Raw genomic sequence first — 16997 nt, 5'->3', positions numbered from 1 at the left:
GGCGAGGCGGGGGACGGCCGCTGCATCGACGAGTGCTCCGGCTCACCAGCCTTCCGGACAGCCCTTGCAGCCGTCCAGGTTGGCGTCGGGGAAAATGGCGAAGCGCAGCACGCAGCGCTCCATGGTGGCATTGGCGAGGTTGGCATTGTTGAACTTGGCCTCCTGCAGGTTCGTGTCGACGAAGCGGGCGTTCGCGAAGCGGGCGTAGTTGGCGCGCGCCGCCTCGAGCGTCGTGCCGGTGAAGTCCGCGCCGCTGAAGTCGGAACGCATGAGGCGGGCGAACTCCATGCTTGCGCCGGCGAAGTTGGCGCCGCGGAACAGCGCGACCGGCGCATTGACCTTGTCCAGGCGGGCGCCCCCGAGGTCGGCGCCGTCGAGCTTGGCGCCGGCCAGGTTGGCGGCGCGCAGGTCCGCGCCGCGCAGATTGGCGCCGCGCAGGTCGGCGCCGGCGAGATTGCGGCCCACCAGCGAGGCGCCGGAGAGATCCACCCCGGGACAGCGGGTGTAGGGCCAGATGCCGCAGCCGTTGATGATGTCCGGCACGGCCGCGGAGGCTTCCGGCGTGGCGCCGGTGCCGGCCTTTGCGCTGCAGGCGAGCGCGGTGGCGAGCAGGGCGGTGGGAATGAGTCGGTTTCTTCGCATGGCTTGGTGCTCCTTGCGCGGCGGGGCGACGCCGACGGCGCGCCCCGCCAGCCTCCTCAGCGGCTCGCCAGCTGCTTGGGCAGCTTGAAGACCCAGAACGAACCGCCCTGCGTCACCTGCTTGGTGAGGTCGGCCATGTCGCCGCCCCACAGCGGTACCGCACCGCCGTAGCCGCTGGACAGGCCGATGTACTGCTCGCCGTCCATCTCCCAGGTGATCGGTGCCGAGACGATGCCGGAGCCGGTCTGGAACTTCCACAGCTCCTTGCCCGTCTTGGCGTCGAGCGCCTTCACGAAGCCGTCGGAGGTGCCGGTGAACACCAGGCCGCCGGCGGTGGCGAGGGTGCCGGCCCACAGCGGGAACTCCTCCTTGTTCTCCCAGACGATCTTGCCGGTCACCGGATCGAGCGCGCGCAGCGTGCCGACGTGGTCCTTGAACAGGCGCTTGATGCGGAAGCCCTGGCCGAGGTAGGCGGAGCCGGCCTTGTAGTTCACCTTCTCGGTCCAGTAGTCCATCGCCCAGTGGTTGGCGGCGATGTAGAACAGGCCGGTATCCGGGCTGTAGGACATCGGGTTCCAGTTCTTGCCGCCGAGGAAAGGCGGCGAGACGAACACCGATTCACCTTTCTCCGCACCGTCCTTGGGCAGCGGCGGACGGTTGCCGGTCTCGATCGGCTTGCCGGTCTTGAGGTCGAAGCCCTTGGCCCAGGTGATGCCCTCGACGAAGGGGTAGGCGGCGATCAGCGCGGTCGGGCGGTTGGGATAGCCCGAGCCGTTGGCGAGCTTCTCGCGGTCGGTGACGAAGAAGAAGCCGTTGCGATCGGCGTGCGCGCCGGCCTTGACCATCTTGCCGGTCTTCGGGTCCTTGTACTCGAAGAGCACGATCTCGTTGTTGCCCGAGAAGTCCCAGGCGTCGTTCGGGGTGTGCTGGTAGAAGCCCTTGAGCTCGCCGGTGCTGGCGTCGACATAGGCCTGGCCGGAGGTGAACAGGCTGTCCCAGTTGAGTGGATCGTCGCCCGGGGCGGTTCGTGCCCAGGTGTTCCATGGCGCCGGGTTGCCCGCGCCGATGACGATGGTGTTGGTCTCGGCGTCGAAGGTGGCGCTCTGCCAGGGGGCGCCGCCGCCATGGCTCCAGGGTTCGACCTTGCCGGTCTGGCGGGTCGGGTCGTTGGGCCACGAGGGCGCCTTGACGTCGCCGGTGGGTGTGCTGTCCTTGCCGTTGAGGCGGCCCATGTGGCCTTCGACCAGCGGACGCGCCCACACTTCCTTGCCGGTGTCCGGGTCACGCGCGAACAGGTAGCCGACCACGCCGAACTCGTCGCCGGAGCTGCCGTGCACCAGCAGCATCCTGCCGGTCTTCTGGTCCTTCACGATGGTGGGCGCGCCGGTCATGGTGTAGCCGACCTTGTGGTCGCCGAACTTCTCCTTCCACACCACCTTGCCGGTCTTGCGGTCGAGCGCGACGATGGCCGCGTCCAGCGTACCGAAGAACACCTTGTCGCCATAGATCGCGGCGCCGCGGTTGATCACGTCGCAGCACGGGCGGATGTCGTCGGGCAGGCGGTGCTCGTAGGCCCACAGCTGCTTGCCGGTCCTGGCGTCGAGCGCGAACATGCGCGAGTAGGAGGAGGTGACGTAGATCACCCCGTCATGGACCAGGGGCTGGGCCTCCTGGCCGCGCTGTTTCTCGCCGCCGAAGGAGAAGGACCACGCCGGCACCAGTCCGGCCACCGTCTTGGCGTTGATCTGGGTCAGCGGGCTGAAGCGCTGGCCCTTCAGGCCCATGCCGTACATCAGCACGCTGTTCGGGTTCTTGCCGTCGCTGGCGATGTCGTTCCAGGTGACCGGGGTGACGGCCGAGGCCGGGAGGGCGCAGGCGGTCGCGACCGCGATTGCCGCCAGGCTCAGCAACGGCTTGGCCGTCTTGGGGGTTTTCTGAGGCATCTCATGTCTCCGTTCGTTGTCTGGTCGGCCGGCGGTCATGCCAGGGGCGTGTCCGGGGCCGAGGCCAGTATCCGGCGGAGCGCGGTGAGCGGTCGCGGGAAGCTCCCCCGGCCGTACCGGGTGGAATTCCCGTCGTCGCCGGGAGCCGTGGCACGTGCGTTGCTATGGGAAGCGTGGATGTCTGACGGAGGAATGCTCCATGGATCTGCGCTGGCGCCTGGTGGCCTGGTTGTCCGCCTTCTCGGTCGCGTTGCTGGCGGCCGCGGTGCTGCTGGTGGGACTCGCATTGCGGGAGGACGTGGCCGAGGAGGTGGAGGCCTCGACGCGTCTGGCCGAGCTGATGCTCGCGGTGCACGAGGCGCGCGAAGGCTCGCGCGCGGCGCTCGACCGCCTGCTCGCCGACGGCGGGCTGCGTCATGTGCGTGTATCCCTGGAGCGTCCCGAAATGGAACAGTCGCTCCAGAGCGCATCAGGTGCAGCCGGTGTCCTCGACTGGCTGGCCGACCGCCTGCCCGGCGTCGAGGCCCCCGAGCTGCGGATTCCGCTGGGCCGGGACGTGCTGCTGGTGAGCGCCAATCCGCGCAGCGAGATGCTGGAGATCCTGCGCGACGCGGTGTTCATGCTCGCAGCCCTGCTGGCCTTCGTGCTGGCCGGCGGTACGGCGGCGTGGTTCGCGGTGGATCGCGCGCTGCGCCCGGTGCGTGCGCTGGAAGACGGTCTGCAGCAGCTCGCGCAGGGCGCCTCGCAGGCCGCGCTGCCGCAGTTCGAACTGCGCGAGTTCCGCCGCATCGCACAAGCCATCGAGCGGCTGGCCGCCAGCCTCGCCGATTCGCGCGCGGCCGAGCGCACGCTGGCGCGACGCCTGATCGACCTGCAGGAGACCGAACGGCGCCATCTGGCACGTGAGTTGCACGACGAATTCGGCCAGTCGCTGACCGCGATCGGTGCGGCCGCGGCCTTCGTCGAACGCCATGCCGGCAGCGCCGACCCTGGCAGCCTGACTGCTTGTGCGCGCGACATCCGCGGCCAGGTGGCGCAGATGTCCGCACATGTGCGCGGGCTGCTTACCGAATTGCGCCCCCACGGGCTGGAGGGGCTGGGCATGGTCGATGCGCTGGCCGAGGTTCTCGCCGCCTGGCGCCAGCGCGAAACCGGCATCGCCCTGGAGGCGCGCCTGCCCGAGGTGCTGCCCGGCCTGGCGCCGAACGCCGGCCTGGCCTTGTACCGCACTTTGCAGGAAGCGCTCACCAACGTGTTGCGTCACAGCGGCGCGCGGCGCGCGTGGGTGCGGGTGAGCGCGCAGGCGGGCGGCGTGTGCCTGGCGGTGTGCGACGACGGCTGCGGGCGTGCCGCCCGGGTCCACCCCGGCGGCGGCCTGTTGGGCATGCGCGAACGCGTCGAGATGGCCGGCGGGCGCCTGGTGCTCGGCAACGCGGTCGAGGGCGGCTTGCGGCTCGAACTGTGGCTGCCCGGATTGAAGAAGGAGGGAGACAACAATGACGATACGCATCCTGCTGCTCGACGATCATGCGGTGGTGCGCAATGGCTACCGGCGCTTGCTTGACGCCGAGCCCGGCTTCGAGGTGGTAGGCGAAGCGGCGACCGGCGACGAGGCCTACGCCTGCCTGCAGCGCGGCGGCGTGGACGTGGCGGTGGTGGACATCAGCCTGCGCGGCAGCAGCGGCATCGAGGCCATCCGCCGCATGCTCGCGCGCGTGCCCGAGCTGCGTGTGCTGGTGCTGTCGATGCACGACAACCCCGGCTACGTTACCCAGGCGACGCGTGCCGGTGCGCTCGGCTACCTGACCAAGAACTGCGAGCCCACCGAAATGTTCGACGCCATCCGCGCCGCGGCGGGCGGGCGGCGGACGCTGTCGGCCGAGGTGGCCCAGTCGCTCGCCACCGCCACGCTCGACGGCGAGCAAGGCCTCGCGCGCCTGACCCCGCGCGAATTCGAGGTGCTGCGCATGGCCGCCGGCGGCGATTCGGCCGCGGCCATCGCCCAGTGCATGCACCTGAGCCAGAAGACCGTGCTCAACCACATGTCGGCGATCCGCCAGAAGCTCGACGCCGACAACGATTTCAAGCTGCTCAGGCTCGCGGTGCGCCACGGCCTGGTGGATTTTCCGGCCGCGGCCGCCTGCCACGCGTAGGCGGACCGACAGCCGATCCGTTGTTGACCCGAGGAGATGAACCAATGAAACGCGTATTCCAGTCCAAGGCCGTGTTCGCCACCCTGCTGGCGGCGGGGCTCGCGCTGCCGGCCGCGGCGGTCGACCGTGCCACCCCGCGCGAGGCGCGCAGCCTGTTCGAGCAGGCAGTGCAGTACATGCAGGAGAACGGCGCCGAGCGCGCCTTTGCGGCCTTCAACAACCAGAAGGGCAAGTTCGTCCGCAAGGACCTGTATGTGTTCGTGATCGACGACAAGGGTGTCTATCACGCCAGCGGCGCCGCCCCCGAGGCGCTGGTCGGCCTGACCGTGCTCAACACCACCGACGCGGCCGGCAACCCGCTGTTCCGCGAGATGATCGACTCCACCCGCAGGACGCAGGAAGCCACCGTGCGCTACATGTGGCTGAACCGGGTGACCAACAAGGTCGAGCCCAAGGTGAGCTATGTGCGCAAGGTCGGCAGTTACGTGCTCGGCGTGGGCTATTCGGCGCCGCGCGCCAGCGCCGACGACGCCCGCGCGATGCTCGAGCGGGCAGTCGCCTTCGCCGGGGCGGAAGGCGTGGGCAAGGCGGCGGAAGCCTTCAATGACCGCGGCGGCGAATTCGTCAAGGACGATCTCTACGTGTTCATGGTCGACCTGGCGAGCGGCCGCTTCCAGGCCATGGGCATGAATCCGGCGCTGGCCGACACCGACGCGCTCGGCCTGCACGATGCGGCCGGCCACGCGCTGGTGGCGGAGATGGTGGAGAAGCTCAAGGGCGCCGACGAGGCGAGCGTCGACTACGTGTGGCGCAACCCGGTGACCAACGCGGTGGAGAAGAAGCGTTCCTACGTGCGCAAGGTCGGCGGCTCGCTGATCGGTGTCGGTCACTACCTCGAGTGATGTCCCGCGGCGCCCGGTCCTGTTGTCCGGGAACGGACTTGCAGGCCGGGATCATGGCCGCTCGCCGAAGCGCCGGAGCGAAAGTTCGAGCGCGAGCGCACGGGTGAAGCGGGCGCCGCCCGCGGCGGCGCCACGGTGCACCTGGATCAGGTGCGCGCCGGCATCCATTCGCGCGCGTGCTTCGCGCGCGCCGTCGATGCCGCCGACGCTGACGATGCACGCCTCGCGTCCGAGTGCCGTGGCGATCCGCCGCAGGATTTCGCGGGCATGGCGAGGGCAGGCGGCGCCTTCGGCCGAGAGCAGCAAGCCGTCGGCGCCCGCGGCGACGAAGGCCGTGGCGATGGCCACCCCCTCCGGGCCGGCCGTCCAGGCGAACGGCAGTTTGGCGACCAGGGGAATCCGCCTGTCCCGGCGTCCGCCGAGGGCGTCACGGGCGCGGACGACCTCCCGCAGCACGATGGCAAAGCGTTCCGGCCGCGGGTGGTCGCGCCCGGGGTTGAGCGTGAGGTAGTCCGCGCCGCGGTGGAAGGCGAACAGGGCGTCGAGGAAGTCGTCCTCGGCACGCGACCAGGGCGTGGCAGGGCGCTTGCCGATGCTGACGCCCCGGATCGCCGCGTTCGAACCGTGTCGAGCGGTGCCGCTGCCCAGCACCGCAAGCTCTCCCGCGCTGCCGCCGAAAAAGGTGCCCGCCTCGACCGCTCCCAGACCGAGTCGTGGTGCCGTACGGGCGAGGAGACCGAAGCGGTCGAAGCCCGCAGCCAGCCCGAGCGGTCCCGGAAAGGCAAGACCCATCGCATGAACCGGTGCGCCGGCGTACGCATACACCTTACCTCCACCGTCCTTGCCCGCCGACGCCGCTGCTCGCCGCAGCGCGGCCAGGGCCCGGCGGGTGCGCAGCGCGCGTGGGCTCGGTGTCGCGCTCATGACAAGGCTCGCAGCGGCGGGTGCCCGGGCCGCCCGGCGCGGCCGCGTGCGGCCGGACTGCCGAGTGGTCTTTGGCGAAGAGAGGAGGCCATGCCTGTCAGCCCTGGGTGCGCGCGAACTCGCGCATGAATCCGGCCAGGGCCGCGACCGCCTCGTCCTCGACGCCGTTGTAGAGACTCACCCGGATGCCGCCGGTCCGCGGGTGGCCGCGCAGGTCGTGCAGCCCCGCCCGCTGCGCCGCGTCGAGGAAGCGCTCGGTGAGACCCTGGTCGGCGAGGTGGAAGCACGGATTCACGCGCGACCGGTGGGCTCGGGCGATCGTGTTGCGATAGAAGCCCCCGCTGTCGTCGAGGACGGCGTAGACGGCAGCGCTGCGCCGCTCGACGGCCGCAGCCATCGCGGCCACTCCGCCTTGCCGCTCGATCCAGTGAAGCATGCGGTGTGCGACCAGCACCGGGAACACCGGCGGCGTGTTCACCCGCGACGCGGCCTCGGCCTGGGCCGTGTAGTTCATCGCCCGCGGCGTGGCGGGGTGGGCGCGTCCGAGGAGGTCGGCGCGCAGGATGAGCACCGTCAGCCCCGGCACGCCGATGGTCTTCTGGGTGGCGGCGTAGCCGAGCGCGAGACGCGTGAAATCGAGCGGCCTGGTGAGCAGGTCCGAGCTCATGTCGGCGACGAGCGGCACGGGGATCGCCGGCAAGCGGTCGAACTGGAGGCCGTCGGCGGTCTCGTTGGTGGTGATGTGGCAATAGGCGGCGCGCGGGTCGAGTTGCCAGTCGTGCTCGTGGGGGATGTGCCCCACGGCGCGCGCGACGATGTCGGGATCGGCGTAGCGGCCGGCTTCCTCGATCGCCCGGCGCGACCAGTGGCCGGTGTCCACGTAGGCCGCCAGGCGCGCCCCGCCGAGCAGGTTGAGGGGCAGCATGGCGAACTGCAGCGTGGCCCCGCCCTGCAGGAAGAGCACACGGAACTCGTCGGGGATGTCGAGCAGGCGACGCAGGCAGGCCTCGGTTTCGTCCTGCAGCCTGCGGTAGGCGTCGGAGGTGAACGGCAGGCTCAGGATGGAGCGGCCGCCGTTAGGTGGCATGCAAGCCTCGGCGACCGCCGCCCGCACCTCGGCTGGCAACGGCCCGCTCGCGGCCGAGAAGCTGTAGCCGGTGGCCGGCTGCGGGCGGGCGGCGGCGTGCAGTTCAGCTGAACAGGGCGAGTCCATGGGCGCCGGCGGCCATCAGGAACAGCACGGGGATCGACAGCAGGGTGTTCACCCGCGCCGACAGGAAGGTCATCCGCGACGCACGCAGGCGGTCTTCCAAGGGGGCGCGAACGAAGCCGAGAACCCGTTTCTGGTTGGGCCACAGCACCAACCACAGGTTGAGCACCATCGCGATGCCGAGCCATATGCCGACGCCCAGCGGCGCGAGGCCGCCCTGCAGGCTCAGCGCGTCGCCGAGCCAGCCCCGCTGCCAGAGGATGACGAGGCCGCTGCCCAGGGTAACCAGCGACGCGTAGCGGAAGGTGCCATGCTCGCGGGCGAGCAGGGCCTGCTGACGCGGGCTGTCCGGGTCGGCGAGGTCGGCCGCGGTGAGCGGCTCGTAGCGTGGCCGGTTCACCGCGGTGGCATAGTTGTGGCCGATCCAGACGATGGCGCCGAGAAAGTGCAGCCAGCGGGCCAGCACTTCGAGGAGGATGCCTTCCATTCGCGTTTCCCGCTTCTTCCGGTGGGGTGGGATCAGGCGGCGAGCCGCAGCGCCAGGGCGAGGACGGCGGTCAGTCCGACGCCGAGGAGCACGGTGCGCAATGCCGAGTCGAGCAGACGACTAGCCACGATCCGCCTCCAGCACTTCCCGCGCGGCACGTTCGGTGCGCATCACCAGCGGCTTGACTGTGCGCCCCGGTGCGTGGGCGCGCGCCACGGCCTCGCCGATGAGGTGATGAGCGGGCGATCTGCCGCAGGCAGGGTCGGTGTTGGCCGCGTCGCCGGTGAGGAGGAAGGCCTGACAGCGGCAGCCGCCGAAGTCCTTCTCCTTCTCGCTGCAGGAGCGGCACGGCTCGCGCATCCATTCGTCGCCGCGGAACTTGCGGAAGGTGGGCGATTCGTTCCACAGCCAGGCGAGGCTCCTCTCGCGTACCGTCGGGAAATCGAGCCCCTGGATGAGGCGGGCTTCCTGGCAGGGCAGGGCGGCACCGTCGGGGGCGACGGTGAGGTGGATGGAGCCCCAGCCGTTCATGCACGCCTTGGGCCGCTCCTCGTAGTAGTCGGGAATGACGAAGTAGATCGTCATGCGGTCACCGATGCGCTCGCGCGCCACCTGGACCCCGCGCTCCGCCGCTTCCAGCTGCTGGCGGGTGGGCAGCAACTCGTCCCGGTTGGCCATCGCCCAGTTGTAGTACTGGATGTTGGCGAACTCCAGATAGTCGACGCCGATGTCCTCGGCGAGCGCCAGGATGTCGGCGGTCTGGTCGGCGTTGTGGCGGAACACCGGTACGTTGAGCACCATCGGGAAGCCGTGCGCCTTGATCATGCGTGCGACCTTGATCTTGAGGTCGAAGGCGCGGGCGCCGACCAGACTGTCGGTGAGTTCGCGGTCGCTCGACTGCAGCGAGAGCTGGATCTGCTTGAGCCCCGCGGCCTTGAGCGCGACCAGGCGCTCTTCGGTGAGGCCGACGCCGGAGGTGATGAGGTTGGTGTAGTAGCCGAGGCGGTTGGCCTCGCCCACGAGTTCCTCCAGGTCGTCGCGCAGCATGGGCTCGCCGCCGGTGAAGCCCAGCTGCAGGGCACCGAGCTCGCGGCCTTCGCGCAACACGCGCTTCCACTCCTCGGTGGAGAGCTCCTTGTCGTGACAGTGCTCGTAATCCACCGGGTTGCTGCACCAGGGGCACTTCAGGGGACAGCGGTAGGTCAGCTCGAGCACCAGCCACAAGGGCTTGCCCTGGCCGTCAAGCCTGACGACGGATCCATCCTTTGGCACGGAACACCTCCAGAAACTTGTATACGCCTTCGGCGACACTCTCCGCGTCGCCGGTGAACAGGGCCTGCAGTTCGGCCACCAGCTCGCCGACGGTGCGCAGGCCGTCGCAGCGCTTGATGATCTCGCCCGCCGTCAGGTTGAGCTTGACGATGCCCTCCGGGTAGAGAAGGACGTAGGCCTGCTGGGAGTCTTCCCAGCGGAAGAGATACATCGGATTGATCTCGTAACGGTCCTGCGCCGCAGGCAGGGTTGCGTCGCTCATGCTTGCTCTCCTTGCTGGGCGCGGGCGGCGATGCAGGCTGCCGGCCGCGCTCGTTGCACCGCCCCGGGCACTTCCCCGCAAGCGGAGCGCCGTGCCCGGGGCGCCCGGCGACGCTCAGCGCACGTACACGTAAGCGGTGACTTCGAAGCCGAGGCGGATATCGCAGTAGGCAGGTTCAATCCATTGCATGGTGAGACTCCTCAATTGATGGTGTGGGAACGGACCGGTGCAGGCGCGTGGTCCGTGGTCATGATCGCCGCAAGGCGCCTGTCGTCCGTCCGTGGGATGTCGAGCCGGACGTCGACGGAATCGTGATCGGCACATGGCGACAATCATGATTCGGCGGCGGGCTCCGCCGTTCTTGATCCAGGCTAAGGACAGCGGCGGCTGGCGATGGCTTGCCGCTACGGAAGGGCTGCTCGGGCCCGAGGCCGGCACGGCTGCCGACCCTGTCGGTACGGGGACGCACCTGTTCATTCAGGGCCGTCTTCATGGCTGCGGACTCGGGAAGAATTCCCGGGTCCGTGTTGCCGCTTTCCCGGGTTCCGGCGCCGTCAGCTTCCTAGAATCGAAGGCTGTACCGGTGCAGGGCGCATCCTGCCCCCGCGCATCGGCAAGCCCCGACAAGACCAGAGGAGACAGGCTGCGATGATCCGTTCCACCTGCGCATTTTCACCCTTGCCCCGGGCGGCATACCGTCCGCTCGCGCGCTTCTCGCTCATCGCCTTCGTTGCCGCGGCGGGCGCCGGCGCCGCCGGTGCGCAGGAGCACGGTGACGTTCATGTCGCGCCGACGGTGACCGTGATCGGCACCACGCCGCTGCCGGGCATCGGCCTTCCCGTCGGCAAGGTGCCGGCCAACGTGCAGACGGTCGAGGGCGAGGCCCTGCAGGAGCAGCACAGCCTGACCATCGCGGACTACATGGCGCAGAACATGACCGGGGTGAACGTCAATGAGACCCAGAACAATCCCTTCCAGCCCAACGTGAACTTCCGCGGCTTCACCGCCTCGCCGCTGCTCGGCACCCCCCAGGGCCTGTCGGTGTACCAGGATGGCGTGCGCGTGAACGAACCGTTCGGCGACGTGGTGAGCTGGGACCTGATCCCGACCAACGCGCTGGCCGACATGTCCTTGATTCCGGGCTCCAACCCGCTGTTCGGCCTCAACACCCTGGGCGGCGCCATTTCGCTGCAGACCAAGCGCGGCCATACCCACCGCGGCGCTGCGGTGGAGCTGTCCGGTGGCTCCTGGGGGCGCTACAACGCCCAGGCCGAGTACGGCGGGGTGGCCGCCAACGGGGTGGACTACTTCATCGCCGGCAACTGGTTCGAGGAGGATGGCTGGCGCGATGCCTCGCCCTCCGACGTGCGCCAGCTGTTCGGCCAGCTGGGCTGGCGCAACGACAGCACCGACCTCAGCCTGAGCCTGTCCCTGGCCGACAACGACCTGATCGGCAATGGCCTGGTGCAGAGGGAGTTCCTGCACGCCCAGGGCTGGGATGCGATCAACACCAAGCCGGACCAGACCGCGAACAAGCTCGCCTTCCTCAACTTCAACGCCAGCCACTGGATCAATGACGACACCATGATCAGCGGCAATGCCTACTACCGCAATGCGCGCACCCGCACCCTCAATGGCGATGCCAACGACGACATCGATCCGGACGACCCGGGTTTCGATCTGGACGATTGCGTGCCCGGGGCGGACGAGGACGACGCCGAGATCTCCTGCAGCGGGGCGCTCAATCGCAGCAAGTCCAGGCGCGTGGGCTACGGGGCCAGCGCGCAGCTCAACTTCAACCAGGACCTGTGGGGCCGCCAGAACCTGTTCATCGTCGGGCTGGGCTATGACCGCAGCCGCACCGATTTCGAGCAGGGCACCGAGTTCGGCACCATCAACGCCGGCCGCGGCGTGGACGGCATCGGCGTGTTCGGAGACGAGGGCGAAGTCGAGTTGCGCGGGGTCAATCGCAGCTGGAGCTTCTTCCTGACCGATACCTTCTCGTTCAACGAGGTCTACCACCTGACCCTGTCGGGGCGCTACAACCACACCCGGGTGGAGAACCGCGACCAGCTGATCCCGGACCCCGGAAATCCCGAATCCCTGACCGGCGACCACAGCTTCCACCGCTTCAATCCGGCGATCGGCCTGGCGATCACCCCGAACAGGAAGCTGTCGTTGTACGCCAGCTACAACGAAGCCAGCCGCGCGCCGACCGCCATCGAGCTGGGCTGTGCCAATCCGGACCAGCCGTGCAAGCTGCCCAACGCCATGGCCGGCGATCCGCCGCTCGACATGGTGGTGTCCAAGACCTTCGAGGGCGGCGTGCGCGGCAAGGTCGCGGACCGGTTCGGCTACAGCCTCAGCCTGTACCGTACCCAGAACACCGACGACATCCAGTTCATCGCCGCCAATTCAACCGGCGCCGGCTACTTCTCCAACGTCGGCAAGACGCGCCGCCAGGGGATCGATCTGGGCGTGAATGGCGAGATCGGCAAGTTCCGCTGGTTCGCCGGCTACAGCTACATCGAGGCCACCTACCAGTCCGCCTTCTCGATCGCCAACGAGGTCAATTCCAGCGCGGTGGATACCGACAGCGACGGCGAGGGGGACACCATACTCGTCGGCAAGGGCGACAGCATCCCCGGCATCCCGCGTCATCAGTTCAAGCTGCGCGGCGAATGGCAGGCGCTGCCGCATTGGACCATCGGCGCCAACATCGTGGCCTTCTCCAGCCAGTATTCGCACGGCAACGAGAACAACGACCACCAGGGCGCCGGCGGCAAGGTGAGCGGCTACACGGTTGTGAACCTGGATACGCGCTACAGCTTCGGCAAGACCGGCTGGCAGCTGTTCGCCCGGGTCAACAACCTGTTCGACAGGAAGTACCACACCGTTGGCATGCTGGGCGAGACCTTCTTCGAAGCCGACGGCACCTTCATGGGCGGCGACGACGAGTTCTCCGCGCTGGTCGCTCCGGGCGCGCCCCGTGCGGCGTGGATCGGCGTGCGCTACGAGTTCGGCAAGGCGGGCGGGCGGTTCTGAGCGTTCTCCGGAAGCCCCGGACTTTCCGCCCCGCGCCCTCTGCCGAGGGCGTTTTCGCGCCGACGCCCTGTGCGGCACGACCGGCAGGGCGCGGCGCCGGGCGAGGTCAGCCCTTGCCCGGTGCGTCCTCGTCGAACAGCTCGGGGGGGATGTCCTCGGGGCACAGCTGGTTGGCCTCGTCGCCCATCAGCGCGAGGATCAGGCGCAACTGGTTGCGCAGCTCGCGCAGGTTGCCCGGCCAGGCGTGCTGGCGCAGGCGGGCGAGGGCGTCGGGGCAGACGTAGATGTTGCGCTCGGTGCTGGATTCGCGCACGAACAGGCGCACCAGCGCGTCGAAGTCGCTGCGCGCGCGCAGTGGCGGGATCGTGACCGTGCTGCCGCGGTGGGCGTCGAAGTCGGCGCGGGCGAACGCTTGCCGCGCCTCCAGATCGTGCACCGGCGTGGTGGTGGTGGCCACCAGGCGCGCGCCGTCGGTGTCGGCGCTACGCCGGACCAGCATGGCCTGCAGGGCGACGGGCAGGGCGCCGATCTCCTTCAGCAGCAAGGTGCCGCCCGCGGCCTGGGCGATGGCGGCCGTCGCCTCCCGCCTGCCTGCCTCGCCGGTGGCCAGCGTGGGGCAGTCGAGGGTGACCAGCGGCACATCGGCGCCGTCGTGATCGTGGTGAACGGCGCGCGCGAGATGGGTCTTGCCGCTCCCGGTTTCGCCTTCGATGAGCAGCGGCGTGCGCTCGCGGGCGGTGCCTGCGACATGGTCGAGCACAGCTGCCAGCCGGGCGTCGCCCAGGCGCATCGCGTCGAGCTGCGACAGTCGCGCGCTGTCCTTGACGATGGGGCGGCTCGCCATGCGCGGGCGGCGCTGGGCCAGGGTGGCGCGCGAAACATAGGTGTGGCCGCGCAGGCTGCGCAGCGGAAACGGGGTGTTCTGCTGCAGCGCCGCCCAGCCCACCAGCCCCGGCCACGGCGTGGCGAAGCAGTCGTCACTGAAGGCCACCGGATGGGCGGGGTCCAGTGCCAGCAGGCTGCGCGCGGCGCGGTTGCTGGCGATCAGGCAGCCGTCCTCGTCGAACACCATCAGCGCCTCTAGCGGGCTGCCGAGCAGCTCCGCGCGGTGATGGAAACGCAGGATCATGAAGCCGTCGTCCAGGCTCTGGATCAGCTGGTGCTCGATGAGTTCGGCGGTGGTGCGCAGCAGGGCGTCCGCATGCGAGATGTCGGCGCGCGCGTCGGTGGACACGTCGAGGATGCCCAGCACGCCACCGCCCGGGGCGAGGATGGGGGTGGCCACGCAGTTCAGGAAGTGGTTGCGCCGCAGGAAGTGCTCCTCGCCGAGCACGGCCACCGTGCGGCCCGCTTGCAGCGCGGTGCCGATGGCGTTGGTGCCCTTCTCGGCCTCGCTCCAGCATGCGCCGGGGCCGAGCGCCACGCGCGCGGCACGGTCGAGGAAGGCGGTGTCGCCCACTGCGGACAGGATCATGCCTTCCTGGTCCGCGAGCAGCACGGTCGAGGCCGGGCTGCCGATCTGGCGGTAGAGGTTCTCCAGAACCGGACGGGAAAAGGTCAGCAGGCGGGCGTTCGCCTCCAGTCGTTCATCCAGCGCCACGCGCGCCAGGGTGGCGTCGGGCAGGGGCTGGTCGGCGGTGAGGCCGTACGCCTTGCTGCGTTCCCAGGAGGCGAGCAGCTCGCGCCCGGGGGGGTCACGGGGTAGTGCGGGGTTCATGACGAAACCGATGCATGAATCATGCCGAGGAGATCCCCGCCCGCCGGTTCCGTTGCGGGCTGCAAACGCCCGCCCGGCGCGGTGTTGCGGCCCCCTTGCGCTGCGCCTGCCGGGCCCTTGTCGTGATACGGAGCAGCGGCCGTCGGGGCAGGTGTGCAAAAACGTGACACCCCGGTTCCCGTGCGAGGCCGGCCGGCCGAGCGGCAGTGGCCGCCATGGGTGCGCAAATCATTGATGAGGAAGGATTGGTGCTTCATGGGGCGAAGCCGCTGGCGGTGCTGGCACGGCATATGCAGAAGAGGCTGCGACGCGTTTGACGTCATGATAAACCGGAACAGGAGGAGATCTCATGCTGTACGAATTGCCCGGCACTGCAGGCGCCAAGGTTCAATACAAGACCCGCTACGACAACTTCATCAACGGCAAGTTCGTCGCGCCGGTGAAAGGTCAGTATTTCGACGTAGTCACTCCGATCACCGGCAAGCCGTACACCCAGGCCGCGCGCTCGACCGAGGAAGACGTCGAGCTGGCGCTGGACGCCGCGCACGCCGCCGCCGACGGCTGGGCCAAGACGCCCGCCGCCGAGCGTGCCAACATCCTGCTCAAGATCGCCGACCGCATCGAACAGAACCTGGAGATGCTGGCCTACGCCGAGACCGTGGATAACGGCAAGGCGATCCGCGAAACCCTGAACGCCGACATCCCGCTGTCGGTGGACCACTTCCGCTACTTCGCCGGTTGCCTGCGCTCGCAGGAAGGCAGCCTGTCGGAGATCGACCACAACACCATCGCCTATCACTTCCATGAGCCGCTGGGCGTAGTCGGCCAGATCATCCCGTGGAACTTCCCCATCCTGATGGCCGCGTGGAAGCTGGCGCCGGCGCTGGGTGCGGGCAACTGCGTGGTGCTCAAGCCGGCCGAATCCACCCCGGTGAGCATCCTGGTGCTGGTCGAGCTGATCGCCGACCTGCTGCCCCCGGGCGTGCTCAACGTGGTCAACGGCTACGGCCGCGAGGCCGGCATGCCGCTGGCGACCAGCAAGCGCATCGCCAAGATCGCCTTCACCGGCTCCACCGCCACCGGCCGGGTGATCGCCCAGGCCGCAGCCAACAACCTGATTCCGGCTACCCTGGAACTCGGCGGCAAGTCGCCCAACGTGTTCTTCGAGGACATCGCCAACGCCGACGACGAGTTCTTCGACAAGGCCATCGAAGGCCTGGTGCTGTTCGCCTTCAACCAGGGCGAGGTGTGCACCTGCCCGTCGCGCGCGCTGATCCAGGAGTCGGTGTACGAGAAGTTCATGGAGCGTGCGCTGCCCCGCGTCGCGGCGATCAAGCGCGGCAGCCCGCTGGACACCGACAGCATGATGGGCGCGCAGGCCTCGCAGATGCAGATGGACAAGATCCAGACCTATCTCGCGCTGGGCAAGGAAGAGGGCGCCCAGGTGCTGATCGGTGGCGAGCGCGCGAAGATGGCCGGTGAACTGGCCGAGGGCTACTACATCGAGCCGACCCTGTTCAAGGGTCACAACAAGATGCGCATCTTCCAGGAGGAGATCTTCGGCCCGGTGCTGGCGGTGACCACCTTCAAGGACGAGGCCGAAGCGCTGGCCATTGCCAACGACACCCTGTACGGCCTGGGCGCCGGGGTGTGGACCCGCGACGGCAGTCGCGCCTACCGCATGGGCCGCGCCATCCAGGCCGGCCGGGTGTGGACCAACTGCTATCACGCCTACCCGGCGCACGCCGCCTTCGGTGGCTACAAGGAGTCGGGCATCGGCCGCGAGACGCACAAGGTCATGCTCGACCACTACCAGCAGACCAAGAACCTGCTGGTCAGCTACAGCCCGAACGCGCTCGGCTTCTTCTGAGCCGGTGACGGCAGTCCGCAGCGGACCACGGCGGCCGCTGCGGGCCACGGTTGTTCTCCCTCTCCCTCCTCGTGGGAGATTTCACGGGCGGCCTGATGGGGCCGCCCATTTTTTTTGGTTTGCGCGGCTCCGCGCCGCGCAAAGCGCAGGAGAGTTCCCATGGTCGAACGTGTCCTTGCCACGCCGGCAGCGCTGGCCCTGATCGAGCGGCTGGTCGCCAAGCACGGGCCGGTGCTGTTCATCCAGTCGGGCGGCTGCTGCGACGGCAGTGCGCCCAATTGCTTCGCGCGCGGCGAGTTCGCCGTGGCGCCGACCGACGTGTTGCTCGGCGAAATCGGCGGCAGTCCGGTCTATGTTGGGGGTTCGCACTACGACTACGTCAAGCACACCCAGCTGATCATCGATGCGCGCCCCGGCGTCGGCGACAACTTCTCGTTGGAGGGGCCGGAAGGCATGGCCTTCCATGCCAGTTCACGGCTGTTCACCGATGACGAATGGGCGGCTCTGGAAGCCGCCGGCCTCGTCTGAGGCCGGTTCGAAGGGCTGCGCAGCATGATCAGCTGCGCGATG

15 protein-coding genes are annotated in these 16997 nt (G+C 69.0%); 6 read left to right on the top strand and 9 right to left on the bottom strand.

Annotation, left to right across the window (positions count from 1 at the left end; all coding sequences use genetic code 11):
• Positions 1-42: 42 nt before the first annotated feature.
• Both IAI53_RS07110 and IAI53_RS07105 read right to left on the bottom strand, forming a co-directional pair.
• The gene (locus tag IAI53_RS07110) at positions 43-642 is read right to left on the bottom strand and encodes a pentapeptide repeat-containing protein (RefSeq protein ID WP_187717417.1); all 600 of its coding nucleotides are present in this window, start codon (positions 640-642) and stop codon (positions 43-45) included.
• A 56-nt stretch (positions 643-698) separates the two neighbouring features.
• Complete coding sequence (locus IAI53_RS07105) at positions 699-2585, bottom strand: methanol/ethanol family PQQ-dependent dehydrogenase (protein ID WP_187717416.1); 1887 nt, start codon at positions 2583-2585, stop codon at positions 699-701.
• Positions 2586-2784: 199 nt separating this feature from the next.
• Between IAI53_RS07105 and IAI53_RS07100 the strand changes: the two genes are divergently transcribed.
• The 3 genes from IAI53_RS07100 to IAI53_RS07090 are packed head-to-tail and all read left to right on the top strand — an operon-like array spanning position 2785 to position 5640.
• Complete coding sequence (locus tag IAI53_RS07100) at positions 2785-4149, top strand: sensor histidine kinase (protein WP_187717415.1); 1365 nt, start codon at positions 2785-2787, stop codon at positions 4147-4149.
• Positions 4082-4738 (top strand): response regulator, encoded by a 657-nt coding sequence (locus IAI53_RS07095; protein WP_187717414.1) that lies wholly within the window; start codon positions 4082-4084, stop codon positions 4736-4738. The genes IAI53_RS07100 and IAI53_RS07095 overlap by 68 nt, the downstream gene beginning before the upstream one ends.
• Positions 4739-4782: 44 nt before the next feature.
• Positions 4783-5640 carry a cache domain-containing protein gene (locus IAI53_RS07090; protein WP_187717413.1) on the top strand — a complete coding sequence of 286 codons (858 nt, stop codon included), beginning with the start codon at positions 4783-4785 and terminating at the stop codon, positions 5638-5640.
• 51 nt (positions 5641-5691) lie between these two features.
• On the opposite strand, the gene IAI53_RS07085 is transcribed toward IAI53_RS07090, so the two are convergent.
• From IAI53_RS07085 to pqqA, 6 genes are all read right to left on the bottom strand, one after another.
• Positions 5692-6564: a beta/alpha barrel domain-containing protein gene (locus tag IAI53_RS07085; protein WP_187717412.1), complete on the bottom strand. Its 873-nt coding sequence runs from the start codon at positions 6562-6564 to the stop codon at positions 5692-5694.
• Positions 6565-6661: 97 nt separating this feature from the next.
• A complete protein-coding gene (serC, locus tag IAI53_RS07080) occupies positions 6662-7777 on the bottom strand; it encodes a 3-phosphoserine/phosphohydroxythreonine transaminase (protein ID WP_187717411.1) in 1116 nt (371 codons plus the stop codon).
• Positions 7755-8261, bottom strand: a complete 507-nt coding sequence (locus tag IAI53_RS07075; RefSeq protein ID WP_187717410.1) for a hypothetical protein — start codon at positions 8259-8261, stop codon at positions 7755-7757. The genes serC and IAI53_RS07075 overlap by 23 nt, the downstream gene beginning before the upstream one ends.
• 120 nt (positions 8262-8381) lie before the next feature.
• Positions 8382-9533, bottom strand: a complete 1152-nt coding sequence (gene pqqE / locus IAI53_RS07070; RefSeq protein ID WP_187717409.1) for a pyrroloquinoline quinone biosynthesis protein PqqE — start codon at positions 9531-9533, stop codon at positions 8382-8384.
• Positions 9502-9795, bottom strand: a complete 294-nt coding sequence (gene pqqD, locus IAI53_RS07065; RefSeq protein WP_187717408.1) for a pyrroloquinoline quinone biosynthesis peptide chaperone PqqD — start codon at positions 9793-9795, stop codon at positions 9502-9504. The genes pqqE and pqqD overlap by 32 nt, the downstream gene beginning before the upstream one ends.
• A gap of 114 nt (positions 9796-9909) precedes the next feature.
• Positions 9910-9984, bottom strand: coding sequence for a pyrroloquinoline quinone precursor peptide PqqA (gene pqqA, locus IAI53_RS18775; protein ID WP_187717984.1), 75 nt, complete (start codon positions 9982-9984; stop codon positions 9910-9912).
• 459 nt (positions 9985-10443) lie between these two features.
• Between pqqA and IAI53_RS07055 the strand changes: the two genes are divergently transcribed.
• Positions 10444-12840 (top strand): TonB-dependent receptor, encoded by a 2397-nt coding sequence (locus IAI53_RS07055; protein WP_187717407.1) that lies wholly within the window; start codon positions 10444-10446, stop codon positions 12838-12840.
• 106 nt (positions 12841-12946) lie between these two features.
• Here IAI53_RS07055 and IAI53_RS07050 read toward each other — a convergent pair whose 3' ends face one another.
• Positions 12947-14557, bottom strand: coding sequence for a sigma-54-dependent Fis family transcriptional regulator (locus IAI53_RS07050; RefSeq protein ID WP_187717406.1), 1611 nt, complete (start codon positions 14555-14557; stop codon positions 12947-12949).
• A 349-nt stretch (positions 14558-14906) separates the two neighbouring features.
• Between IAI53_RS07050 and exaC the strand changes: the two genes are divergently transcribed.
• Entirely contained in the window at positions 14907-16427 is a 1521-nt protein-coding gene (gene exaC, locus IAI53_RS07045) for an acetaldehyde dehydrogenase ExaC (protein WP_187717405.1), read from the top strand.
• A gap of 159 nt (positions 16428-16586) precedes the next feature.
• Positions 16587-16955, top strand: a complete 369-nt coding sequence (locus tag IAI53_RS07040; protein WP_187717404.1) for a DUF779 domain-containing protein — start codon at positions 16587-16589, stop codon at positions 16953-16955.
• Positions 16956-16997 lie beyond the last annotated feature (42 nt).

The sequence above is a fragment of the Thauera sedimentorum genome, assembly GCF_014489115.1.
GTDB classification, from domain to species: Bacteria; Pseudomonadota; Gammaproteobacteria; order Burkholderiales; family Rhodocyclaceae; genus Pseudothauera; species Pseudothauera sedimentorum.
The sequence above is the reverse complement of the archived record's forward strand: the minus strand, read 5'-3'. Positions and strand labels throughout refer to the sequence as shown.